Consider the following 26,125-nt stretch of genomic DNA (forward strand, 5'->3'; position numbering starts at 1 on the left):
TTCTGCCTCGCCTACTCCCTTGCTTCTGATGTTTCTGATTCTGAAAAAATCAGCTTCCACTCTTCGTTGCTGAGGGTATGCTTCTCATGGGTCGAGTAGTTTTTTACCATGCCTGCAGGTAGCGCAGCACGCGTAAGCCGATACAGCAAGCTCCCCAAAAATGGCAGGTGCAGATTTCTTAAGGCAGCAAAAGTTTTTAAATAGACCTGCAACCGCTTTACCTGCTGTTCCTGTAATAGATTTTGTTCTTTTATTGGTTCTAAGGCAGCATTATAGGAAAAAGGAAGCTTGTGCAGTATTATTTGCTCAGCAAAGAGCAAGCACAAATACGCAAATTTTAACCTGTGAGAATGCTTCAGTTCACCTGCCTGTATAGCTAGCGCAGTTAATTTATGAACAGCGTAAATCTTAGATTTTACTTGCTCCAGCGTTACAGCTTGGGTACTAATGCGATTAACTTTTCTATTCCTCCTCACAAAAACATCAGGAAGAAAATCGTACTTTTGGTAGCTGATCTTCAACAATAAGGCTCTGATGTGGATGTCCCAGTCTGTTAAGCTCAGGATAGCTTCATCCCACCCATTCAACATTTTTAAAGTTTCTTTTCTCCAAAGAACAGAAGGAGTTCCCCATGGAATATCAAGCAGAAAAAATCTTTCGAGATCGTTTTGTGTGGTGAAGTTGCTCAGTAAAATTTTAGAATCTCCTGGCACCTCCTGAAAGGCTAACAGTTTAAAGACATAATATCCCAGATCAAGGTCTGCCATAGCTGCCTTTACTCGTTTCTCCAAACAAAATGGCGCAAGCAAATCATCGGAATCCAGAAAAAGGATGAATTTTCCTTCTGCTTTTTCTAAACCAAGATTGCGGCAAGTAGATACTCCCTTAGGCTCCCGATGACGGGCTAAAAAACGAATTCTTTTGTCAGTTGCAATCAGGTTGGTAAGCTTTTCTACAGATTGGGTGGTAGAACCATCGTCTACCACAAGTGCCTCCCAATGCTGGTAAGTTTGCTTTTGAATAGAGGCCAGCGTTTCCGCTATCAGGTGCTCTCTGTTATAATGCGGGATAATGATGCTAATGAGAGGGCAAAACATGTAAAGGCGTTCGGAACAAGTATGTCTTAAACTTGCTCTTTATTTTTACTTTAACAATTTAGGGGAGTAGCTAAAATAGTGGCGGTAAGACCTTTGCAGCCCATTCGCTGGATCTTACCGCCACTATTTTATCAGAACTTTATAAGAACAGGTGCAGGCAAACGGTTAATCATAACTGTTTTTTTTCTTTTCCTGCTTCAGCGCCTTTTTCTCTTTTGTCGTTTTTGCAGGCTGCTTCTTTACTTCTTTTTTAGTGTCTTTAGACTTTGCCATGACCATTCAATTGATTGTTTGAATAAATATAACGCATTTTTGTCTGGGAGCCGCATGTGGTTCTCCAGATATTTTTGGAGTGCCGGTTTTGTGATTCATTTGCTTGTAATTATGCCGAACCCTCTGTTAACAAATCTAAAAACACCTCCGGAAGGCCAAATTCATTAGAAGAATTTAGTGGAGCAGTACCTTACTTTGAGTAATCTGTTCAGGCATAAAAAAGAAGTGCAGCCTAATATGAAGCCAAAGCAGAAGTGAACTTTAACTGCTAAATTTTGGAGATTTTCTCCTAAGTTACTTTTTGAGTATGAAAGGGATAGAAAGAAAAAGAAAAAGATAAACCTAGCTTTCTTTCCTAAGCTTAAGTCGAGACAAGCTGAAACCAACTCCTACCTCTGCACCAGTAGGCTGCTCCTGCTGATGCATAACCCATTTTCCAGCTTCTCGTAATTTCACATGCTAAACCAGTCTGCTTGTTAATCCGAACTCAAGATTTTATCTCTCCTATTCATACTCAGATAGTTCCAAATTTCTTAACTTAGGATTATTCAAAAATAAGCATAACCCTGATAGTATGAAACGTTTTGTTACATCCGATAGCCATGGTGGCTACAAAGCATTGGGGCAATGCCTGGAAAGATGCGGGTTTGATAAAGAGCACGACCAACTAATTTATCTGGGCGATGTAGTAGATGGCTGGCCTGAGACAAAGGCTAGCATTGATTTGTTGTTAAGCATTAAAAACCTGGTGTACCTGCTGGGAAACCACGATCAGTGGGCAATATATTATTATGACACCAGCCTTACAATGAAGGAAAACGAACTGGAACTATGGCTCCTGCAGGGAGGCTCCAGTACGATAAAATCATATGGGATAGGCAAACCAATGGATAAAGCACATCTAGCTTTTTTGAAGGGGGCAAAATGTTATCATATTTCTGAAGACAACCAGCTGTTTGTGCATGCCGGCTTCGATACCGCTAAACCCATTGCCGAAACAGAAGAATCGTTCCTGATCTGGAACCGAGACTTTCTGACCCGCCACTATACCATGCACATGCAGAAAACTGCTTTCCAGATTGAAACCTACAAAGAGATTTACATTGGCCACACCCCCACCATTGCCCTGGACAGAGAGCAGACACAGCCGCTTAAAATGGGAAACATTACCTTGATCGATACAGGTGCCGCCTTTACCGGATGCCTCTCTATTGTAGACATCGACACTAAAGAGGTGTGGCAATCTGACAAGCTCATGACGCTATATCCTGAACATGAAGGACGAAATGGCATGAGTTGGCAAAACATGCAGCGAGATCTTTCCGTTTAAGAGCCCACGTTCTTTCTGGAGCAAATCAACTGCAGAAAACCATTTTTTTACTGAAGTTTTAGTCTGCCTATACTATTTGGCGGGCTTCTGCGTGTTTATAGTGGGCGGTGCAGAACAGGAAATATATTATAAAATTTTAACATACTAATTACTAATAACTTAACTCTATGATCAACCGTTTCTGCCTGTCAGCAGACGTTCACTCAAATAATTAAACTCGTAATCCTTTCGCCTACTAAGCGTTTTTATATAATTTTATCCTCCGGATTTTTAAATTAAAATCTGCACAAGCCACATCTGTTGTTAAATTCATTCGCCTTGAAAACTATTTTATCTCTGTTTCTATTTTTTTGTGTTTTACTGCAGGCAACGGGCCAGCAAAATTATCAGAAAGTGGAAGCAAAGGCTGGTGATGGTGTCTATTCCTTGCTGAGGCGGCATGGTCTAAATTACTCAGAATACCTTTCGGAGTTTCTGGAGCTTAACCGCGCAAATTTAGGTAAAGACAATAGCCTTTATGTTGGCAGAACTTATCTGTTACCAACCAAGTCTGCTTCACAAAAAAATGCAGGGGCAGCCTCCGAAACGGCCCCTCCTGCCGGCCCTGCCACTACTTCGCGTATTTTAAACGTGCCGCTCTTCGGTCCCAAATATGCCCGCGTAGAAGTAAAGGACCAACAATTAAACGGAGCTGTATATTATATTTCAGCAGGCCATGGCGGCCCAGACCCTGGCGCAATAGGAAAATATGGATCGCACTCGCTGGCTGAAGACGAGTATGCTTATGATGTTTCTATTCGCCTGGCCCGCAACCTAATGGAGCATGGCGCTACTGTTTACATGATTGTTCAGGACCCAGACGATGGCATCCGGGATGAAAGTATTCTGAAGATGGACCGGGACGAAGTGCATTATCCGGATAAACCCATTCCGCTTAACCACAACCAACGCCTGCGTGAACGCACGGATGTAGTAAATAGCTTACATGCGAAGCACAAGGGGGCTTACCAACGCATGCTGGCCATACACGTAGACAGCCGCAGTAAGAGTCAGAAAATAGATGTTTTCTTTTATCATCATGAGAACAGCAGCCAGGGCAAAAAGCTGGCTGAAACCATACACCAAACGTTCACATCTAAATACAAACGTTACCAACCCAACCGCGATTACTCAGGCAGTGTATCGGAGCGTAGTTCTTTGTATGTGGTAAAAAACAGCCTACCACCAACTGTGTTTATTGAGCTGGGCAACATCCGAAACGACCTCGATCAAAGGCGATTTGTGATTCCAAGCAACCGGCAGGCGCTTGCGAATTGGATAAGCGATGGCATTGTAACGGACTACAAAAACAAGGGCAAATAAATTGCTAAAGTGAAGTAAACCTCTGCTAAATCCCGCTAATGTTTTTGGCCTTCCAGAAGGTTTTTAGATCCTTCTGAGGCTAGGCCTGTTTAATTGCTTTTGAATTATTCAGGCTTAACCTCAGAGGATATCAATGGTTTTGCGGATGGAGTAAACTGGCTGTTTTTTGGAGCGGCTATTATTGGGTAAGAACTCCCACCAGGTTCAGATTTATAAGCAGCATATTTGTTTCTGACCGAGTTAAATGATAGTCAGGAAAACCATCTAGCAGCACCCTTACATCTCCTTTTTTTACATAATTTGTAAAAGGGCTTTGCAGGTACGTTACCCTCAGATCGGTATAAGCCGTTTTTGATTTGTTTCCCCAAAAACGCAAGCCTGCTCCCACTCCAAAACTGATCACGGTGGTCCTGTACCTGTCCAACACCACTGCCTCATGGTCGTCGCGCATAAAATCAAAAATGTCTTCTTTGAGCTTAGTACGTGTGTTAAAGATGGTAATGCCTGCTAAACCTTCTATGTAAGGCATAATGCGCATCTCTTTCAGAGGCTTTACCCGCGCCACCAGATGCAGTGGTACCTGGCTGTGTGAAGTTTTTAGAATGGGATAGGCTGAACTATAACTCGACCGATTCTTGTCGATGCCCTGGCTCAGGTAGCTAACCTGCAGACCAACTTCTAAGGGAGAAGGGTATTTTCGTGGGTTTAGTAATAATCCGAACGTGCCTCCAAGAGCATTGGCGTGCGGGTAGGCCTGCCGATAATCACCGATTGGCACAGTGTAAGTCGGTCCAATATAAACAGAGCCAACCACTCTCTCTGCTACTTCTTCAGCCTGCCCATAAGCGCCAAAGGTTATCATCCAACAAAATAAAAAGAAGGACCAATACCGACGTTTCATTTTCGCAAAATTAAACTAAAACCACATTTTCCTGAAGTTCAATATTCACAAAAATTCAGCCAATAATTAAATAGACTGCATTTAATATTTCTGGCTTCACATCATGGTTTATAATTGGGGAGGGGCTCTATTAGCTAAAACCTGAAAAGTAACGCTGGAAGGGGAAAATCATTAGAATAATCTAGCCAGGATGATGTCACCACTCAAAAAGGCCAGCTCTTGCCACCAGGTGAATTGGTAGCGAGAGCTGGCCTTGTATGCTATGAAGAAGTGTATTCCTTTATTTGCTGGCGCTCACACGCCAAATAGTATTGGCTTCGTCGTCGGCCACAAGTATGGAACCGTCCTGTAAAACGGCAACTCCTACAGGTCTTCCGTACACTTCATCTTTGTCACCGTCAGAAATAAAGCCGGTCAGGAAATCTTCGGGAGGACCTGATGGCTTGCCATTCTGAAAAGGAACAAATACTACTTTATATCCTGAAAATTCGCTGCGGTTCCAGGAGCCATGCTGCCCTATAAAAGCTCCATTCCGATACTTTTCCGGGAAAGCTTGTCCAGTATAAAAGGCTAACCCTAGCGATGAGGTATGAGAGCCTAAAGGCACCTCGGGAACAACAGTTTTCTGTACCAGATCGGGTCTTTTGCCCTTCATGCGCGGATCTTCGTTTGCTCCGAAATAGGCGTAAGGCCATCCGTAAAAAGCTCCAGGCTGCACACTGGTCAGGTAATCCGGCACCAGATCATCGCCCAGGTAATCTCTTTCGTTTACGGCAGTCCAGAGTACATTGGAACCCGGAGCCCAGCCTATGCCTACCGGGTTTCGCAAGCCGCTGGCATAAACACGTTCACCGGTACCGTCAGGGTTAATCTCCAGAATATTAGCCCGCCTTTTTTCTTCCTCCATCCCGTATTCGCCTACATTGCTGGCAGAACCTACCGAGACATAAATTTTGGAGTTGTCTTTATTGGCAATCATGTTACGGGTCCAGTGATGGTTGTAGCCACCTGCAGGCAGTTCCAGTATCTTTTGGCCTTGCCCACTGATTTTATTCTGACCTGGCTTATAAGGGTAGCGTACAATGCCATCGGTGTTACCAACATAAAAGTAATTGTTGATGATCAGCATGCCGTAAGGCTGTTTCAAATCCGACATAAACACTTCCTGCTGATCTGGTTTTCCATCCTGATTGGTATCTCGGAACACCGTGATGCGATTTGCACTTTTCTCTTCATCGTCCGATTCGGCTACAAAGATATCGTTGTTGGGAGCCACGTAAATATTTCGGGGGTGCTTAAGCCCATCGGCAAATTTACTCACCGTAAAGCCATTAGGAGCAGTAGGCATGCGGCCATCTTTCCAACCAATGGCCTCACTGCGCTTTTCTGCATTATGGGTAGTATCGGGTGCAGGTAATTCAACGCCTAATCCAGCCGGCGTTTCAATTGTTTTGGCGTTACCTTGTGCTGCACTACCCTCCCCGGCCTCTTGTTGTTTTTGCTCCGTGTTACAACCAGCTATGGTTAGTGCTGCTGCAATACCCCACACAGGTATTGTATTAAAAAAGTTTTTCATAGTTACTGGTAATTGAGTTTGTTTAAGATAGATTATCTATACGGCAAGGTGAGCAGGTTGATATGTTTGCCTTAAACTCATGCTTCATATTTATAGGAGACTGCAGCTTTTACACTTTTGACATCAAGATTAGGCCGTCCATCTGTAATCATAGGAAACAGGCATCTCTTTCTCTGTTTCCCCTAATTCAACCTACCTCAAAAGACTAACAAGCTAGTATAATGATATGTATCATAAATATTTATATAAATAAAATGAACTAACAGAAGCCTCAGGAAGTTTACATGAAAATCTGGTTAAAATCTCATTTTTACTTTCCTTAATTCGTGAAAAAAATTGTACTGTTTAGGCTTATTGGCAACTGCCCTATGTTGCTGCTTTTATTTTTAATCCTGCTTCAGCCAGTTGCTACAAAAGCTCAAGTTAGTATTGAAGCCGGCGCCACCATAACCCAACGATTTAATGATATAGGCTCCTCCGCGACTGCTGCTCTGCCTACAGGTTGGCGTGCCGATAATCTCACGGCAGTAAGAACTGTGAGCTCCTATGGTTCAGCGCGTACCACCACCCTACAGGCTGGCAGCTCAGCCATGACCGTACATGGCATCTATAACTTCGGATCTACATTAGACGCATCAGACAGAGCCATCGGGGGTTTATCTTCCAGCACCGACTCCAGAAGTGTCAACCTTTATGTGGAACTACAGAATACAGGCAACTCTCAAATCAGAGATTTTACGGTAAGCTACCAGATAGAGAAGTTTCGAAACGGCACCAACGCGGCAGGCTTTACTATTCAACTGTTCTATTCTGCAACAGGTGAGCCAGGCACCTGGATTCCAGCCGGCGATGAATTTAAAACCAGTTTTGCCGGATCCGACCCTTCTAATGCAGGAAGCGGAACAACCGGTAACGCTCCTTTGCAAATAGTACCCATTGTAGAGAAAAAGTTAGCCCGCACTCTTGCCACGCAGGAGAAGTTGTACCTGGCCTGGAACTACTCCGTGACCAGCGGCTCTATTACCTCCAATGCTCAAGCATTAGGCGTAGACGACATATTTCTTACTGCCCACCATGAGAATGAACTGATTCCAACTGTAGCTACTCCTACGATTCAACCCAATGCGCCATTTTGTGCTGGCACTAACGTTTCTGTTTCATTTAACACTACCGGCACCTTTAATAGGAGCAATGTTTTTACGGCTCAACTGTCTGATGCCAACGGGAGCTTTAACAGCCCAATAGCCACAGTACCCGGTGTATCGCCTGTCATACTGCCTATTCCGGCAAGTGCAGTACAGAGCAGCAATTATAAGGTGCGGGTTATTTCTTCCAGCCCGGCCAGCAACAGCCCTGATTCAGCTCCTTTTATCATAAATGCTTCACCAGCTATAAACCAGGTTTCCTTAAGTTCAGACAATGATCAAATTATATCCACTTCGGGTTCCGGTACTGCTCTTACCGCCACCGCATCTGCAGCATCTCATATCATCTGGATGAAAAGCACCAACCCGGAAAGCGGCTATTCACCTATAACAGGTGCAAGCGGTGCTGTTTATACACCAACTAGTGCTCATTTTGGTCCAGTAGGAGTGTACTTTCTAAAGGCACAGGCAACTACTATTTGCGGTAATGTAATTGGGTTAAGTCAGCCAGTAAAAATTAGTGTCTCCGCACCTGTACTTATTACAACACCAGAATCTTATGATTTTGGATATGCCGACACGAATTTGCCTTCCTCCTTTCCTATTTTTAGCATGCAGGTTAATGCACATTATTTAACCGATAATCTTACTCTTACAGTACCGCCTAACACAGGTTTCCGAATTCGACTGGGTAGCACTGCTAATTTTGTTCAAAGCCTTACCATTCCTGCTGTAAACGGGGCAGTAGCGGGCACTACAGTTCAAATCAGATTTGAGCCTACAGCTGCTGTAACTTACAAAACCAACATGATTATTAGCACAGCCGGTACAGCTGATAAGCTATTCAGTTTAGTTGGAGCAGGTTCTGAGCGGCCTGCTGTCACTTCCTCTCCTGTTACCAATGTGCTGGCCGTTAGCGCCATTACAGGAGGAGAAGTTAGCACCAAACCTGGCGATGCCCCAGTAGTAGCCAGAGGTGTTGTATATGGCACCACCAACAACAACCTGACGGCTAACTGGTCTGCGCACACGACCACGACAGATGGCACAGGGCTCGGAAAGTTTACCAGTCAATTAAACAACCTGGTACCAGCCACTACCTATTATGTGCGAGCTTATGCCACGAACGGAGCCGGCACCTCCTATGGCACCACCCAATCCTTTACTACTCCTGCCGTTGAACTTGCCTCTAGACCAACTGAACCGGCACAACTCACCATAACCAATACCAGTTACAACCGCATTACCTTGGCTATGGCCGGCGGAGACGGATCTAAGCGGCTTGTTATGGTCCGGGCAGGTAGTCCAGTCCAAACTGTTCCTACAAATGGGGTAACTTACAGGGCCAATGCTGTTTTTGGAAACGGAACTCAGGTAGGCAGTGGTACATTTGTTGTATATACCGGCAATGGCCGGGAAACTACCATCTCCGGACTGGCACCTAATACTAGTTACTTTATTGCCGCTTTTGAATATAATGATAATGATTCGCCATACGCCGAGCATTATTTGAGCGACTTACCAGCAGGAGCAGAACAGCTTACTGCACCTGCGCCTGGCCAGTTACTTTTAGAAGACAATTTCGAAGTACCTATCAGCACTCCACTTACTGCCAATGGGTGGCAGGTACATAGTGGGGCCGAAACAAATGCCATTAAGGTAGCAGCTCCTGCTTTTAGGTACGCCAGTTATGGCTCTAGCGGTATTGGGCATGCTGCGTCTTTAACTACCTCAGGGCAGGATCTTAACAAAACCTTTGAGGCAGTTCCGCCAAACACCTCTGTTTACTCCTCCTTTTTGGTGCAGGTATCTAGTGCAGCCGCTACAGGAGATTTTTTTCTGCACTTTGGCAACATAAACACGCAGTTTAGAGCCAGGGTGTTTGCAAAAAGTGGTACTGCCCCCAACACCGTCAACTTTGGGATAAGCGGGAGCACAAATACGGCAGCTTACGCACCCGAAAATTATTCGCTAGGAACAACCTTGCTACTTGTTGTTCGTTTCGATTTCGACGGAATTGGCCACAGCACCACCACGCTGTATGTTAATCCAAAAAATCTGTATCAGGAGGACGAGCAAACAGGCTTGTCAGTTTCAGAAGTACCTGCCTCAGGCAATGCCACAGCCAGCATTAACAGTATTGCCCTTCGGCAGGGGACCGCTAGTCTGGCTCCTCGCCTATCAGTTTCAGGTTTACGTGTGGCTACATCGTATGAAATGGCGCTGGGTAACCCAACTTTTAGCGGCACCGACCAAACTCTGGCAACAGGTAATTATCACTCACTCCACGTTAACGGTGAAGAAAATGCGCTCATCTTAACTGGTCCGGTTATGGTGCATGGCACCCTCACGCTCTCTAGAGGCCGAATCGTAACCAGCATGGATAGTAGACTCACCTTGAGCGCTAGCGCTAAAGTGGCTGGAGGAAATACCAACAGCTTTGTGCAGGGTCCTTTGCAAATCGTATCTGCAAGAACAGAAGACGAATTATATTTCCCTCTTGGGCAAGACAAAGAATTTAAGCCAGTGCGTCTAAAAGTCAAACATGCTGTTGCTGTGCCTACTGGCTATAATGCAGCGTACGCACCTTCTGCGCCTTCAGTGCGCATTCTGCCAGGTACCATAACTGATATTGTAGGAAATGGACACTTTAATATTACGTCAGATAATCCGAAAAATGTGGTAGAAGCCTTTGTTACGTTACCTTTCGAGGGAATAACTGAACCTTGGAAACTGAAAATAGCGAAATCAAATGGCAACGAATGGCTGGATCTGGGTGGTACGCTAAGCGATGAAACAGCCTCATCCGGGTACATCACCTCCGCCATTCCATTTAATACCTTCAGTGATTTTGTTTTGGGTACAAACTCTGGAATGTCGCTAAGAAGTATGCCCGTAGAATTGATCTCTTTCAAAGGAAAGCGAACAGGCAAAACAATAGAATTAACCTGGCAAACAGCGCTTGAAAAGAACAACAAGCATTTTGAAATTGAAAGGAGCTCCAACGGCAAGGACTATATTACTGTCGGCCAGGAAAGTGGGCATGGAAATATAAGTCAGCTTACCACCTATACATTCGAAGATGTAAACCCTCCTCACCAGACATTGTACTACCGCCTGAAGCAGATTGACTTTGACGGCGCATACGCTTACTCAACCGTTATAGCCGTTCCGTTGGCAGCTTATGAAGCTTCTTTGGAAATCTATCCTAACCCAACCTCTAACATGCTTTACCTTAAACCGGAACCAAATCAGGAGTTCGATATACTTGAGGTTACGGATTTGATGGGACAGACTATAATCAGAAAAAGCCTCCAAAAGAATGCTGCTCTTTTACCACTAGATGTAAGTACCTTACCTAATGGCAGCTACGTCCTCTCCCTCAGGTCCGCAACACATGCAGCCAGAGCCAAGTTTGTAAAGGTGCGATAATCGGCAATCTAATAAGAATGGCAGGTAGAGGTTGCTAAAACTCCTCAGAAACCTAAAAGGCCTTCCGGATAAAATAGCTCCGGAAGGCCTTTTTCATTAGAAAAATTGCACTGTTTTATCCAGATAATAATTCCTTAAGGGTTCGTAGACCAGAGGCTGGCTTCTTTTATTAATATTCTTCTGTTCAGTTTAAGCTGCGCAATAAGTAACTCGGCCAGGTCCTCGGGCTGCATAACTTTGTCTGGGTTGCCATCTGTCAGCTTGTTTTCATAAGCCAGCTCTGTTGCAACGGTGCTTGGTGTCCATGCGCTAACCCGAATATTGTGTTTCCGCACCTCTTGCATCAGCGACTCCGACAGCCCCATCACCGCAAACTTCGAGGCGCTATAGGCACTGGTAAGGGCTGTACCTCTAAGACCAGCCGTAGAAGAAATATTAATAATATCGCCCGTCTTCCGTTCGATCATGCTGGGAAGTACAGCACGTGTAGTGTAGTACACACCCATTAGGTTCACCCTGATTATTTTTTCCCACTCATGTGGGCCTAGCTCCAAAAACTTGCCAAAAGAGGCAATTCCTGCGTTGTTAATAAGAATATCAATCGGTCCCAGGTCCAGCTGCACCTGCTCAATAGCGGCCTGTACTGCGGCCATATCGCCCACATCAGCTTTCACTACACTCGTCTCCACTCCTAATTCCTCCAGCGAGGCAGCCACCTGTTTCAATTGATTTTCGTTGCGGGCCAGCAAGCCTATATTCACCCCTTCTTTAGCCAGTGCTATAGCCATAGCTTTACCTATTCCCTTGCCGGCTCCTGTAATCAGGGCAATCTTCCCAGCTAATGATTCCATAAATAATCTAATTAAATTTAATTCAACAATGATTTAATGTCTTACCGCCACAATTTAAGCGAACACCCACATCTGCCTGCACCTGTCTTAAGGTTGTACAGCAGTATTTTCTCGAATACTAGGTAACCCTATATTCAGGTTCCTTAACTTTAGTACGGCGTTACTTCCGCCCTGTTATAATTTTGGAACAAGAATACCAGCTACTCAGCGTTTTCATAGGTTTTAGGTAGCGCGGCTTCTGAACGTAATACTGCAGAAAATTACCTTTTCTCACTTTTCTGCAACCAAGTCCTTCTTACCTTTGCGCATCCAACAGCAAAAAACCTCCGGAAGGGCAATTTCATTAGAATAATTTTGCCACAGTTAACATAGCTTTATAGGCTGGGGCTAGTAAAACACCGGATGAATACGCTGTGATATATAAGAAGCAATCATAATGAAAGGAGCAGAAATTCTAAAAAAGACAGGCTTAACCTCTCAGATAATCAAAACTGCTCTAGCTGCAGCGATATCCTGGTTTCTGGCCACTTCGCTTCTGCAGGACGAATACCCCTTTTTTGCTCCTCTGGCAGCCGTTCTAACAGTGCAGGTAACGGTAGTCGACTCCCTGGAAAAAGCTTCTCATCGGCTTGTGGGTATCATTATGGGCGTGGTACTGAGTATGCTTATTGGGCATTGGTTCAACATTAGCGCCTATTCCATCTTTTTTGTAATATTGATTGGTATGGCATTGGCTAATGCCTTGCGCATGAACCCACAGATTGTATCGCAGGTGGGGGTAAGTTCGCTGTTGGTGCTGGCATTTGGGCACAGCCACGGATATGCTGCCGGCAGAATAATAGAAACGGTGGTAGGTTCGGCTGTTGCCATTGCCATTAACGCTCTTATTGTTCCGCGTAATGCCATACCGGATGTGGAGCAGGCTATCGTGCGGCTAAGTCAGAAATCTGCTCAAACACTGAACTGGTTGGCCCTGTCACTCAAAGAGGAGGTAAAAAGTTCACAACTTGGAAAGCCGGTGGTAGATGAACTGGTGGTGCAAACAGAACAGACCATCCAGACGCTGCGTCTGGCGGAGCAGAGCCTTAAATACAATCCTTTTCTGGTTCATAAAAGAACCCGATTGGCCAGATTATCAATTGGGATTCGTCATCTGGAGCACATAACGGTGCAGATAAGGGGCATACGCAGAGGGCTGGCAGACCTTAGCACTATTGAATCGTTCAGAAAGGATTTTCCGCACCTTGGGAATCTGGCTAATGCCATTGCCGCTACCTCATCCTGTATTCCTGTATTTGGTGGCATGGTGGCCTCCCCTTCCGCAGCCTTAGCAGCACAACTACATGCGCTGGTAGAAACGGCAAAGACACAGCAAACACTTTGCCTGGCAGATCTGAAAGAAGCAGGCTCGCTGATGGTACTCCGGGACATGGGTAGCATCCTGACAGATTTAAGCCGTATTCTGAAAGAAGTGGAAAGATAAAAGGAGCTTACTGAGGGAGCCTAGCATAATACCAACTTTAAACTGTTCTGAAAGAAAGCTGACATAGATTATAGTTGCCAGTTCTTCCAGATACAATTTAAAAGGTAAAACCTTCGCGATCATTTTTGGCTAAGTAGCCAACAGAATACGAGTGAGCTATAATTCGGAGCAGGTGCTGGTTTAGCTTTACTCCTCGTCCTGCTTCGAAAGGCCGTTCAGCAGAATTGTAATAATGGTTTCTTCCAGCGCTTTGGCAGACACACCGCGATTCGGACGGTACCATAACTCCACCCATCTTACAGCCGATAGTATGGTAAAGAGAGATACAGAGATATTTACGTTGTGAAACTCACCTGCAGCTACACCTTGTTCCAGAATGGCAGCAAATCTTTTCTCGTATCCTCTTCTGATTTCTTTAAACTCCTTCAGTTTATCTTCTGGCAGAAACTTCCAGTCGTTGTTAGCCACAGACACAGCAGCACCATCTTCGATCATCATTTTGATGTGAAGTTTGATGAGGGCTTTAAGTTTATCTGTAAATGTATCTTCGCTGGCTTCGATGCGTGTAAGCTGCGATACATAGGAATTGGCGATATGGAAACAGATAATTTCCAGGATCTCATCCTTTGAGCGAATGTGGTTGTACATACTTGGAGCTTCCATGCCTACCTTTTCGGCTAGGTCTCTCATAGAAGTGCCACCGTAACCTCTTTCCTTGAACAATTTTGCTGCTTCTTCAAGAATGACGTCCCGCTTACTTTTCTTAAATTTTTTAGACATTTGAGATCGTTGTTATACCTTTTATTTATTAAATCGGCTTATTATCAATAAATCAGAATATAGATGGAATATTTAGATAATCTTCTATATAGTGATTCAAAATTAAAAAAGTTTTGCAATGTTATAACGTAAATTGCTACGAAAGCACCATATTTTTATCACTTTTAATGAAAAAAACGGCCTTTTTAACAAATTCCGGGTTAGCTGCTACCTATTACTTCCCAACTCATGTTCGTTTCTTATTTTTCTTCCTTTAGTAGTCTATGACCTTAGCTGGAATAGAAAAATTATAATTTGATTATTCTGCTCTTTAAATCTAAAAAATTTAGATACAGATATTTTAAATACAATAAAATTCAGCAACCACCCCCATACAAAACTAACACATGGCACAAAAATAGTTTATTTTTAATTAATACCCCCTTTTTTTTAAAGGGCAAATTTATCTTTTTCAAAAATTCAACCTGATTATCTATTCTATTTTCCCTGTTTACTTCTTTACACCTTCTTATGCTCTTCCTTTTAAGAACTTAGCCCCTTAGACCAATAGTTTAAGGGGCTACCTATCAGAACAAATCAATACTCATCCTTTTTCAGCTACTTATTTTTTATATATAAATTGTGAATTCTTATTTTTAAACGTTAAAAGCTTTTAATATATCTTTATCTGAAGCATCTTTAGAGCTGGAAAATCGAACGATAATGATAATAGAATCCCGTGCCTATGCCCGAGCAGCTATTCTTGGGAACCCCTCGGATGGTTATTTTGGTAAAACCATTTCACTGATCGTTAAAAACTTTGGTGCTCACATTCTGCTTTATGAATCTCCGGAACTGGTAATTGAGCCACAGGCACAAGACATCAACCAGTTTAAGAACATTTATGAGTTACACGACCAGATCGTACTGACAGGTTATCATGGAGGTGTTCCTTTGGTTAAAGCATCAATTAAAAAGTTTTGCGAATTCTGCACCAAGCAAGGCATTACACTGCCAAACCGAAACTTTACAGCTCGCTACAGTGCTTCTATTCCGCGACAGGTAGGCTTATCCGGTTCCAGTGCCATTATTATTGCCACCTTAAGAGCCTTATCGGAGTTTTATAAAATAGATATTCCTAAGGTTATGTTCCCCAGCTTGGCGTTATCAGTGGAGGCCGAGGAGCTTGGAATTACCGCTGGCCTACAGGATAGGGTAATACAGGTGTACGAAGGCGTTGTGTACATGGACTTTGAGAAAGAATATCTCCAAAAAAACGGACATGGCATTTACGAAGAAATTGATCCGGCCCTTCTTCCGAACCTGTTTATCGCTTATAAAACAGAGTTAGGTAAAGTTTCTGGCACGGTGCTAAACAACGTGCGCAGCCGTTACGACAAAGGTGAAGAGTTTGTAATCAATACTCTGGCATCTATAGCAGACCTGGCAGAGCAAGGAAAAAAGGCTCTGCAAAATGGCGATCGCAAACTCCTGCACGAACTCATGGATGAGAACTTTGAGCTGCGTTGCAAAATCATGAACATCAGCGACAGCAACAAAGAGCTCGTTAAAACAGCGCGCTCGCTTGGTGCTTCTGCTAAGTTTACAGGCTCCGGAGGATCCATTATTGGCATCTACTATGGCAACGAAATGCTGAATAACCTGGTAACGGCCTTCAAGAGAATTAATGCCAGGGTAATACGGCCCACCATTGTGTAGACTCAGTACCTGACGGTTTAACAGCTTTCAAAGCCTCTGGAAGGCCAATTTTATTTAAATAATTGTGCTAAAAGAGCTAAGAAAGATAAGTTGCTATATACTTTGGCTCTTCTTATCTATTGTTAAAACCAATAAGCCAGTTCTGGGTATATCTTTAAAGGAGTACCAATTTTATTACTATTAAATGACAGCCCGCTTTTGCGAGCCATATTGAATACAATATTATAATTTATTTCCCCCGATAGAAATGATAAAAAAAGCTGTAATACCTGCCGCTGGTCTTGGTACCCGCTTTCTGCCTGCAACTAAAGCGCAACCAAAAGAAATGCTGCCTATTATCGATGCTCCAACCATACAATATGTGGTGCAGGAGGCGGTAAACTCTGGAATCGAAGATATTCTGATTATATCAGGAAAAGGCAAAAGAGCCATAGAAGACCATTTCGATCGTAATTTTGAGCTGGAGGAGCGCCTGCAACAGAAAGATGAGGAGCTGTATAAGGAAATGCGGAAACTCTCCGACATGGCCAACATCTATTTTATCCGCCAGAAAGAAATTGTAGGTCTGGGCGACGCTATTTCTTATGCGCGCCAGCACACGGGCGATGAGCCTTTTGCCGTTCTGCTCGGCGACACCATTGTGGATTCGGTTATTCCGGTAACGCAGCAGCTCATGGATATGTATGACCAGTACCACTCCTCTATCATTGCCGTAGAAACAGTTCCGACAGACAAAGTGGACCGTTATGGCATAGTGGGTGGCAAAAAAATTAGCGACTCCATCCTACAGCTAGACCGTTTCGTAGAAAAACCATCTATTGAAATGGCACCTTCTAACCTGGCTATTGCTGGTCGTTATATTTTAACTCCAGAAATATTCAAGGCTATAGAAGAAACTCCTAAAGGCAAAAACAACGAGATACAGCTTACCGATGCACTGGAGAACCTCCTGAAACGCGAAAAAATCTATTCGCACACTTTTGAAGGAACCCGATATGACATTGGCAACAAACTTGATTTCCTGAAAACAACAGTAGAATTTGCTCTGAAACGCCAGGAATTCTCCAATCCGTTCTTCAGCTTCCTGAAGGAAATAGTAGCCTCTCACCAGGCAACCTTAGATAAAAACAAATCGTTATAAAGATTAAAGGCGGCTGAACTTACAGCCGCCTTTTTTGTGCAATTCCCCCCTACCACTTATATAGCATAAATCTTTTTTATTTTGAAAAAGAGTATTCGCATGTTGAACAGGTAACATTTAAATTACCTTATATTCAATTATTTTAGCTGGCAAACGTCTCTGAAAGCAACCATTCTCCGTCAGAAAGCTGTAAAAGAAGATACATTAACACAATAAATAACTAGACTGACTTTCGTGCTATGCCTCCTAATCCACCAGATAGTGCCGGATCGTACTTTCATCTTAAAATTGCTCGCATAAAAGAAGAAGTGAAAGGGTTTAAGACCTTTTATTTTGAGCAGGCGGAGCATCAGAACCTGGTCTATAGAGCGGGGCAGTACCTTACCTTAATCCATAAACTCCAGGGGAAAGAAATAAGACGTTCTTATTCTATTCTTTCCAGCCCGGCTTTTCAGGAACCGCTGGCTATTGGAGTGAAACGAATTGAGAATGGTTTTTTTTCACGCAAACTGGTGGACCAAGCTAAACCGGGTGATGTAGTGATCACGACAGGTGCTGCCGGATTTTTTACTCTGCCGGAAGACACGAGCTCTTATCGACAAGTTTTTCTGCTGGCCGCCGGAAGTGGAATTACGCCGGTTTATTCTATTTTGCGTACGGTGCTACAGGCACACCCCATGTTACAGGTTGTGTTAATTTACAGCAACAGCAGCCCACAAGCCACTGCACTCCGCAATGAGCTGCTGCAACTGAAGCATCAGTACCAGGAAAGGCTTCAACTGGAGCTGCTATACAGTAATGTCGAAGACCTGACAAGGGCACGGCTGCACCGGGAATTGTTGCATACCTTTCTAAGGCAGTATGGTACCCAACCGCTGGAACAGGTGCTGTTTTTTATTTGCGGCCCTTTGAATTATATGCGCATGTGCCAGTATACATTAAGGCAAGCAAGGGTACCCTATGCTAATATCAGAAAAGAAAGTTTTAACCTCGACAAAACACCGCCTCCGCCAGTTCGCCCGCCAGACTCTGATCCTCATTCTGTTGCCCTGTTATTCAACAAAAACAGGCACGAGTTACAGGTGCAATACCCGGAAAGTATTTTAAAGGCTGCCCGAAAGGCAGGTATAACACTACCCTACAGTTGCGAGGCAGGTCGCTGTGGCAATTGCGTGGCCAAGTGTGTTCGCGGTGAGGTTTGGATGTCTTACAATGAGGTACTCACAGAGAAAGAACTGGCGAAAGGATTGGTTTTAACTTGTACAGGGTATCCTGTAAGAGGCGATGTGGAACTCGAAATTTTATAAAATCTTCTGAAACAAGACAAAACCAAACTATTAAATTGCGAGATTTTGATAGCTTAATACACTTCAAAAGACCTGAGATCTTCAGTATTTTAAAGGGATTTGGAGAAATCAGGCTTAAGTAAAAAAGCCAAACTCGTAGATTGCTCAAATTATACTAATGTATTTGCCCTCCCGGAGCCTCAAATCCAATTTTAAGCTAAAGGGCAAATCTATATCAGATTGGCTGAACTACTACTTCTGGTGAAGCAGCCTTGTATCGCTGCTATTGTTCTGAGACGCAGCATAATTAGGAGCCCCGGCCCAAGAGCCGGGGCCACAGGATCATCCTTCTTGTTTTACAAGTTGCACCTCGCAAAGCAACCTGATATCGTCGCTTACCACTACACTTCCAGCCTCCGTTACAGCATTCCACATCAGGCCAAACTCTTTCCTGCTGATTTTACCGTTTACCGTAAAACCAGCTTTTGTTTGTCCGTAAGGATCCACTACTATGCCAGCAAACACTACGTTTACAGTAACTGGTTTCGTAATACCTCTTATAGTAAGATCGCCGTGAAGTTTAGCCGATTCCTCGTCTGTTTTCTCATATTGCTTGCCAACAAATCGGATCTGACCGTGGTTTTCTGCATCAAAAAAATCTGCTGATTTTAAGTGAGTATCCCGCTGCTCGTTGTTCGTGCTAATGGAATTTACATCGGCTGTAAATTCTATTCGATCTGCGTTCTCAAAATCGTCACCTTCTGTTTCCACCTCAATGTTAAAGGTGCTGAAATAACCAGTAACAGTCGTGATCATAAGGTGTTTTACCTTAAACTGAATTTCACTGTGCGCTGGGTCTACAACCCATTTTGTCTTTGCCATAGTTTTAGTTTTAAGTAAATAAAAATTACCTGATAGTTTAACCTAAAACAGGTATACGCAAACAATGTAACTACATTTATTTAATACGGTTTTTTTCATACAATTTAGATTAGAGCTGTTCATCAATTTATGTTCAGAGAATTATTTTGAAGCAATTTTTAGCAATGCACATGGTGCACATTTTTCTGATAAAAAGGCCCACTTAACAAATTAGAATGCCCTAGCTATAATCTAAAGAAAAAGGCCGCTTTCTGGTTGAAAGCGACCTTTGTTTGCAAAGCCCTTACTTGTAGAGTTCTGTGTAATATTCATGTGCCATACGGTTAGCATCGAACATTGGCACCACATCGTTCATACTTTTCTTTACAATACTAAGCCATTTTGGCCTGTTGCGGTAGTAGGTTGGTATAATCTCCTGCTCCAGCACATTCATCATGTTTAGATAATCAGCATCGTCCTGTAGGGTGTCGGGCAAAGAAGTGTCTACTATAGGCAACAGGAAGCTATTCTCGCCATGCTCCCCGAATTCCGGTATCCAACCATCCTGTACCGAAAAGTTGATCGACCCGTTCATAGCTGCTGTCATGCCACTGGTACCAGATGCCTCTCTTGGTCGGCGCGGTGTGTTCAACCATATATCAGAACCTTGCTTTAGCTTGCGCGAGAGTTCTATTTCGTACCCCGTTAGCACCGCCATGTTGTTGCGCTTGTAAGAGAAATTAACGAGTTTATTAAACACTTCTACAGCACCGTAATCGTATGGATATGGTTTACCGGCCCATATAACCTGAATCGGCTCATCTACCTTGCTCAGTAGATCAAAGAAGCGATTCATGTCGCGCATAAGCAGATCTGCCCTTTTGTATGCAGCAAACCTTCTGGCCCATACAATAGTCAGTACGTTAGGATCAAATAACTTACCTGTTTGGTCGGCTACTACTTCAAACAGAGTCATCTTCATTTGACGCTTACGCAGGGCCAGCAGTTCGTCGTTATCATTCTTGCAGGCATGCATCATTACACTGTCCATCCAGAAAGGTACGTTCTGCGCATTAGTAATGGCCTTTATTTCGCAAATGCCCTCGTTTTCGTACCACATGTGCTGCGCCACCTTGCCGTGCAACTGCGATACTCCATTCGATATTTTCGACAGCCGTAGTGCCGCCAGCGTGTGGTTGAACATAGCCCCCTGCATGCCTGTCAGCTTGCGGGCTTCTTCCAACGGAATATTTCCAAAAAAGCTCATTCTGTTGAGCAAATGTATATCATGTTCTTCGTTGCCTGCCTTTTCCGGAGTGTGCGTAGTAAATACAATACGCTTCTGCAGTTCTTTTACATCACCTTTAAATTGGTCGAGCAGGTGAAAAGCCAGCGGCAAAGCATGCCCTTCGTTCATGTGGTAAATATCAGTCCCGCCCAGGGCATCCACTACCTTTGCACCACCTATGCCCAATACAATGCTTTGGGAAATTCTGGCATTAGTTTCTACATCGTAAAGTTTATGGGTAATGGTACGGGCCAGGTAATCGTTTTCGGGAATATCGGTAGTCAGGAAATACATCGGAACAGTGCCAAACGTTTCAGGCTTCAGCACCATGGCTTTTACAAACACAGGATGGCCATTTACTACAACCTTCACCGTAATACCCGAGTCTTCCAGAAACGAGTAGAACTTTTTCTGAAACACAACCCGCATGGTCTGGTCTTCGTTACGCATCTGGTCGTAATAGCCAAACTTCCAGAGAATGCCTATTCCGATCAGGTTCTGCCTTAGATCGTGCGCGCTACGCATGTGTGAACCAGCCAGAAAACCAAGCCCACCAGAATACGTCTTTAGCGCCTGGTGAATTCCAAATTCCATACTAAAATAAGCTACCCGCTTATTGTATTTCTCATCAATGTCATAAGGATGATACCATCTATCGTACTTTGTCATAAGCTTATTGTAATTTGTAAATTAAACAAGATTGGTTTTAGGTGGTGCTCGGTTAAATTTTGTACATAGTACTATGGAGTAGCAACAGCAGTTTTACTCCTGATTACCTTAAATGAACTTGATCTTTATTTCAATCTTAGATATTATGCCTTCTGAAGGTCTTTAGGGAAAAGTAAGTAGTTTCTACTGCTTTTTTTTATAAGAATGTAGTGGAAAGCCTCTTTGTAAATATAATAAATTTTGAATATTTTACTAGGGAAATTAAAATAATTTAGTAGGATTAGCTGGGTCTATTTTGTAGCGCATTAAATGTTAGGACACACTGCTGCTGGCCGCTCAGTTACCTTTGATTACTTTATTCCCACGCTTACTTCTGCAGCGAAATAAAAAACGTGGTGCCCTTACCTTCTTTGCTTTCGAACCAGATTTGCCCTCCCTGAATATCAACCAGGTTTTTTACTATAGATAAGCCAATGCCGACAGATTTCTCTCCTGAAAGTCCTTCTCGGGCAGCTTTTGTAAATCTGTCGAAAATATAAGGTTGATCTTTTTCCGGAATGCCCACTCCATCGTCGTGATGAGCCACAAGCACATGGTTTGCTTCGTCTTTAATGGTGATAGTAATTTTGCCATCAGGTTTGGTAAACTTTATGGAATTGGCAATCAGATTATTCATAATCTGGTCGAATTTCACAATATCGATTATAGCAAAGGCTCTGGAAGGCGCAATTACTTCAAACGTCTGACTTATGCTTTCGCTGGAGGCGTAAGGTTCTATCACCTCCCGCACTTTCTGTACTATTTCCACACGATCAAAATTCACATTGATAGTGTGCGACTTCAGGTGCTCTTCGTTAAGCACATCCGATATCAGGTTCACACACGATTCGCAAGCCTGCTTAATAAAACGTGTATAGTTAGTAATTTCATCATACACCTGCTCCTGATGATCTTTTTCAAGAGAGTCGGCAATGCTCCTTACAATGGCCAAGGGTCCTCTAAGGTCATGCGATACAATTTCGAGCGCTGTGTTCTTTTTGCGTGTAAATTCTATCAGGTAGTCCAGGTACTGAGTCTGCAGCGTAATATCTTCTACCATACCACTTATGGCAGTTACTTGATCTCCCTCATCCATAATGGGATAGGCATCTAACCGAACCTTTTTGTCAAATGAATCTGGGAAGTAAAGCCTGAATTCAAAATTGCAGGCGTGGCCCTGAAGCAGTCTTTCATATTTATTTAATAATAAAGGCGCGTCATCTGGATGAACCATTTCCATCAATAGCTCTGGTTTGTTCAGGTAGCCTTCGAGACTTCCTTTCCAGATTTCTTCCACAGCTCGATTTAAATACAGAAACTGATTATCTTCTAAGTTAAACCAGAAAAAAATCTTATGGCTGGATTTTCCAATCTTTTCAAGAATGCTAATATCCATGTTTGGTTTATAATTGATTGGTATACTATTGACTTTTGCTTGAGGTAAACTGTTTTTTCTTACGCAAGAGTATAGTAACAGTTCTATAAATAAATAAGTGGGTATGATGACCGTTTCAGTTTTCCTAGGCTTTAGTTGTTAGGGGCCATAACAACACATTTCTATATTTTTCAAAAGAAGAAGGATATACCTGTTCTATACAAGGTTCTATAAAAAAAGCATTCCGATGGCAAGCTAAATCGCCTGCCATCGGAATGCTTTTTAAATGAAAGTATTCGCTCTTATTTAAAAGTTAGTGCTGTAGAATTGGTGTAAGACTTTATGTACTTGAAAAGAGCCCATATAAGCACAACAATCCCGGTCATTTCCAATCCTTCTTCTACTGTAGTAATCAGAGCGTAGGTTAGGTTCTCTTCGCCATAAGCACTTGAATAAGCTCCTCCTATCAGTTCTACTCCTAATGCACCACCAATAAATAATGCAGCAGCTGCAGCAAACCTGATTTTGTATTTGGTAGATAAGGCTAAGAAGAATTTCAGAAAGTAAATACCGAATCCTGCCACGAATATTAAACCAACTATAACCCAGGAGAAATAAAAAATGCCTGTAAGTTCAAAAGTGTCTCGGAGCGGGTTGATCATTCGTTCGTGAGTGCCAGTAGCCTCATCAAAGGCTAAGTACATGAACAGGAACCCTAAAATAGTCCAGTGTCTGGAAAAAGGGTCGTTAACCTTTTTCTTATGCAGGGATATTATGCGAAATAAAAATCCTGAAAAAAGCAGAATTAAAGCAGAAAAATAAGATGGTACGTTGCCTTCTGTATCTAAATTGAAGTTAGGTACAAATCCATAGGCAGAATCGTAACCTCCCACGTGCAAAAGAAAGGAGCCTATTGTACTCAGTACCACTAATAAGGCAGCCACTGCGGCAAGCGTTTTAACAATGGCTGAAGTATTGATGCCTACATTTATAGCTGATTTCTGTTGTAAACCAGGCTCGTTAACAGCCACAGCATCTTCGTTAAATGCAATTTTGTTTAATATGGTTGCTTCGCTTCTGATTGTAGAATCTTTCATATGTGATATTTTTAGTAACACATTTTTAAACGACACTTTGCGTCTAATGTTAAGCTTTCATTAACATTTTTCTTAAAAATTATATGAGAAGACCTGTATATTCATATTAACAGATAAACCAAAACATTAATAATCAATAATTTAATCCGACTATTATTTCACAAATTCATCAATATAAAATTTATTAATGAATAGCTTTATCCACAAAGAAACCCTAATCTCAATCTAAGAAGAAATAAAAAGTTATAATTCGAATACAGGTTTTTGGTGGTAATGTTAAGAATTTGTTAAGCGGAATACCAATTCTTTACTCAAGGTTTTAAATAACTGCAGCTGTTTCTTAAACTAATAAAAAGTTTGCAATCATTAAAAATATCCATAAATTTTACCCTACTTGGCAGTATAGTTTATAAATATACAAAAGCCACCTGAAGTCTTTACTCCAGGTGGCTTTTGTATGACAAAGGAATCATTTTTAATTAACGAAGCCTTGACTCCAGCTCCTCTACTTCTTCCATCAGCTTCTCCCATTTTTGGTTCGTGCTTGCCAGTTCTTTCTGCACCGCCTCAAATTTCTGAGATGCCTCCTGAAGCAGGCTAACATTGCCATAGATTTTCGGATCGGCCAACTGCGATTCATACTGAGCCAACTCCCCCTCCAGTTTCTGCACTTGCTTCTCTACTTCATTTAATTGTCTATTTGCCTGCTTTAGCTGGCTGTTCAAGGCGTTAAACTCGGTATTATCTCGCTGTTTCTTTTCTTCTTTTTTAACGGGAGCCGGTGTGGCAGCTGCCAATTTTTTATCTTCCTTTTCACGCCTTTCCATCCACTCCTCATATTCATGGTAGGTACCAGGGTACTCTTTTAGCTGATAATCGTCTATGTACCAGATTTTGGTTGCTACATTCTCTACAAAGTACCTATCGTGCGATATTACAATAAAAGTACCTTCATATTGCTCCAACGCCTGAATCAGGATGTTCACAGACATCATGTCGAGGTGGTTAGTTGGTTCATCCAGCATCAGGAAGTTTGCTTCAGAGATAAGCGTTTTGGCTAATGCTACCCGCGATTTCTCTCCTCCAGACAAGACTTTAATTTTTTTGAAAACAGTTTCGCCAGTAAACAGAAAGGAGCCCAGTAAGGTCCGTAGTTCTACCTCTGTTTTCTTTGATCCTGCCTGCTGCAGTTCCTGTAAGATCTCGTTCTCCACATGCAACGACTCTAACTGGTGCTGCGCATAGAAAGACATGATAACATTATGTCCTAATTCGCGATTACCTTTTATAGGCTCGGTACCAGCAATAATTCGCAAAAGCGTAGATTTACCTTTACCGTTAGCACCTACCAATGCAATTTTATCACCACGCTCCACATGCACGTGTGTATCCTTGAAAATTACTTTATCGCCATAGCTTTTGCTCATGTGCTCCAAGCGCAGAACGTGCCTGCCCGGCTGTACCTCAAACTTAAAGCTGAAATTAACGCGAGCCGCCTCCGGTGCCACATCTTCTATGCGGTCCAGGCGATCAAGTTGTTTCATTCGGCTTTGTGCCTGCTTGGCCTTAGAGGCCTTGGCCTTGAACCGCTCTATAAAGCGTTCCGCCTGCCGTATTTGTGCCTGCTGGTTTTCGTATGCGCCTTTTTGAATTTCGTTGCGCATAGCCTTTTCTTCTTCGTAATAGCTGTAGTTGCCGGCATACACGTTTAGTTTACTGTTAGATACCTCCACAGTGGTGTTGGTTGTCCTGTCGAGAAACTCGCGGTCGTGCGACACGATGACTACGGCACCTTCGTATCGCTCCAGGTAAGTTTCGAGCCATTTAATAGAAGGTAAGTCCAGGTGGTTGGTAGGCTCATCGAGTAACAGCAGCGAGGGCTGTTGCAGGAGTATTTTGGCCAACATTACGCGCATGCGCCAGCCTCCCGAAAAAGAAGCCAGTGGCTGCTGTAGTTCTTCAGTAGAAAAACCTAATCCTTCCAGAATGGCCTCGGCATTGGCTTGCATCGTATAACCACCCAATGTTTCGAACCGCTCCTGCAGGTTTGCTAACCTGTCTACCAGGTCATCGTGGAAATTATTTTCGAATTCCACTAGAATCTTATCAATCTCGGCCTGCAGCGACAAAGCCTCTTCAAAGGCTTGCATGGCCACCGACAGTATACTCTCGTGGGTCTGATAGCTCAGCAGATCCTGGTTCAGGAAGCCGATGGTGGTTTCCTTGCTCATCTGAATACTGCCCCCATCTGGCTTGTATTCCCCTACTATAATGCGCAGCAAAGTAGATTTTCCTGTACCGTTTAGCCCTATCAGCCCGATTTTGTCCTTAGGTTTTATGTGGAGGTTGGCATCCTCATACATCGGGCGGCTACCAAAATGAAAGTTTAAATTATTGATAGAGATCATGTGCTTGCTAGCTAATTAAACCGTAAAGTTACT

General features: G+C 43.1%; 17 protein-coding genes. 7 read left to right on the forward strand and 10 right to left on the reverse strand.

The genetic code is table 11. The features are described from left to right. Positions 1 to 11: 11 nt before the first annotated feature. Positions 12 to 1,097, reverse strand: coding sequence for a glycosyltransferase family 2 protein (locus ACMA1I_RS03190; protein ID WP_337066810.1), 1,086 nt, complete (start codon positions 1,095 to 1,097; stop codon positions 12 to 14). Between the two features lie 847 nt (positions 1,098 to 1,944). Here ACMA1I_RS03190 and ACMA1I_RS03195 point away from each other — a divergent pair. Both ACMA1I_RS03195 and ACMA1I_RS03200 read left to right on the forward strand, forming a co-directional pair. After that, complete coding sequence (locus tag ACMA1I_RS03195; RefSeq protein ID WP_337066811.1) at positions 1,945 to 2,700, forward strand: metallophosphoesterase; 756 nt, start codon at positions 1,945 to 1,947, stop codon at positions 2,698 to 2,700. A gap of 318 nt (positions 2,701 to 3,018) precedes the next feature. After that, on the forward strand, positions 3,019 to 4,062 hold the full coding sequence (locus tag ACMA1I_RS03200) for an N-acetylmuramoyl-L-alanine amidase (protein WP_337066812.1): 1,044 nt from the start codon (positions 3,019 to 3,021) through the stop codon (positions 4,060 to 4,062). Positions 4,063 to 4,240: 178 nt separating this feature from the next. On the opposite strand, the gene ACMA1I_RS03205 is transcribed toward ACMA1I_RS03200, so the two are convergent. Continuing rightward, complete coding sequence (locus ACMA1I_RS03205; protein ID WP_337066813.1) at positions 4,241 to 4,924, reverse strand: hypothetical protein; 684 nt, start codon at positions 4,922 to 4,924, stop codon at positions 4,241 to 4,243. A 319-nt stretch (positions 4,925 to 5,243) separates the two neighbouring features. Beyond that, positions 5,244 to 6,539 carry a sorbosone dehydrogenase family protein gene (locus ACMA1I_RS03210; protein ID WP_337066814.1) on the reverse strand — a complete coding sequence of 432 codons (1,296 nt, stop codon included), beginning with the start codon at positions 6,537 to 6,539 and terminating at the stop codon, positions 5,244 to 5,246. A 326-nt stretch (positions 6,540 to 6,865) separates the two neighbouring features. Here ACMA1I_RS03210 and ACMA1I_RS03215 point away from each other — a divergent pair, with 326 nt between their 5' ends. After that, positions 6,866 to 11,116 (forward strand): T9SS type A sorting domain-containing protein, encoded by a 4,251-nt coding sequence (locus ACMA1I_RS03215; RefSeq protein ID WP_337066815.1) that lies wholly within the window; start codon positions 6,866 to 6,868, stop codon positions 11,114 to 11,116. A 134-nt stretch (positions 11,117 to 11,250) separates the two neighbouring features. On the opposite strand, the gene ACMA1I_RS03220 is transcribed toward ACMA1I_RS03215, so the two are convergent. Beyond that, complete coding sequence (locus tag ACMA1I_RS03220; protein ID WP_337066816.1) at positions 11,251 to 11,967, reverse strand: 3-ketoacyl-ACP reductase; 717 nt, start codon at positions 11,965 to 11,967, stop codon at positions 11,251 to 11,253. A 436-nt stretch (positions 11,968 to 12,403) separates the two neighbouring features. Here ACMA1I_RS03220 and ACMA1I_RS03225 point away from each other — a divergent pair, with 436 nt between their 5' ends. After that, on the forward strand, positions 12,404 to 13,450 hold the full coding sequence (locus tag ACMA1I_RS03225; RefSeq protein ID WP_337066817.1) for an FUSC family protein: 1,047 nt from the start codon (positions 12,404 to 12,406) through the stop codon (positions 13,448 to 13,450). 186 nt (positions 13,451 to 13,636) lie between these two features. Here ACMA1I_RS03225 and ACMA1I_RS03230 read toward each other — a convergent pair whose 3' ends face one another. Further along, positions 13,637 to 14,230, reverse strand: coding sequence for a TetR/AcrR family transcriptional regulator (locus ACMA1I_RS03230; RefSeq protein WP_337066818.1), 594 nt, complete (start codon positions 14,228 to 14,230; stop codon positions 13,637 to 13,639). Positions 14,231 to 14,932: 702 nt separating this feature from the next. Between ACMA1I_RS03230 and ACMA1I_RS03235 the strand changes: the two genes are divergently transcribed. From ACMA1I_RS03235 to ACMA1I_RS03245, 3 genes are all read left to right on the forward strand, one after another. Continuing rightward, complete coding sequence (locus tag ACMA1I_RS03235) at positions 14,933 to 15,928, forward strand: GHMP kinase (RefSeq protein ID WP_337066819.1); 996 nt, start codon at positions 14,933 to 14,935, stop codon at positions 15,926 to 15,928. Between the two features lie 247 nt (positions 15,929 to 16,175). After that, on the forward strand, positions 16,176 to 17,069 hold the full coding sequence (galU, locus tag ACMA1I_RS03240; RefSeq protein ID WP_337066820.1) for a UTP--glucose-1-phosphate uridylyltransferase GalU: 894 nt from the start codon (positions 16,176 to 16,178) through the stop codon (positions 17,067 to 17,069). 239 nt (positions 17,070 to 17,308) lie between these two features. Further along, positions 17,309 to 18,376 carry a ferredoxin--NADP reductase gene (locus tag ACMA1I_RS03245; protein WP_337066821.1) on the forward strand — a complete coding sequence of 356 codons (1,068 nt, stop codon included), beginning with the start codon at positions 17,309 to 17,311 and terminating at the stop codon, positions 18,374 to 18,376. Between the two features lie 321 nt (positions 18,377 to 18,697). Here the strand turns inward: ACMA1I_RS03245 and ACMA1I_RS03250 are convergent, their stop codons facing one another. The 5 genes from ACMA1I_RS03250 to ACMA1I_RS03270 form a co-directional block, all read right to left on the reverse strand. Further along, entirely contained in the window at positions 18,698 to 19,237 is a 540-nt protein-coding gene (locus tag ACMA1I_RS03250) for a YceI family protein (RefSeq protein ID WP_337066822.1), read from the reverse strand. 283 nt (positions 19,238 to 19,520) lie between these two features. Further along, entirely contained in the window at positions 19,521 to 21,173 is a 1,653-nt protein-coding gene (gene glgP, locus ACMA1I_RS03255) for an alpha-glucan family phosphorylase (RefSeq protein WP_337066823.1), read from the reverse strand. 367 nt (positions 21,174 to 21,540) lie between these two features. Next, positions 21,541 to 22,509 carry a PAS domain-containing sensor histidine kinase gene (locus ACMA1I_RS03260; RefSeq protein ID WP_337066825.1) on the reverse strand — a complete coding sequence of 323 codons (969 nt, stop codon included), beginning with the start codon at positions 22,507 to 22,509 and terminating at the stop codon, positions 21,541 to 21,543. 380 nt (positions 22,510 to 22,889) lie between these two features. Beyond that, positions 22,890 to 23,684, reverse strand: a complete 795-nt coding sequence (locus ACMA1I_RS03265; protein WP_337066826.1) for a hypothetical protein — start codon at positions 23,682 to 23,684, stop codon at positions 22,890 to 22,892. A 479-nt stretch (positions 23,685 to 24,163) separates the two neighbouring features. Further along, the gene (locus ACMA1I_RS03270) at positions 24,164 to 26,092 is read right to left on the reverse strand and encodes an ABC-F family ATP-binding cassette domain-containing protein (RefSeq protein ID WP_337066827.1); all 1,929 of its coding nucleotides are present in this window, start codon (positions 26,090 to 26,092) and stop codon (positions 24,164 to 24,166) included. Between the last annotated feature and the right edge of the window lie 33 nt (positions 26,093 to 26,125).

Origin of the sequence: Pontibacter sp. 13R65, assembly GCF_047525655.1 — a bacterium.
GTDB lineage: Bacteria > Bacteroidota > Bacteroidia > Cytophagales > Hymenobacteraceae > Pontibacter.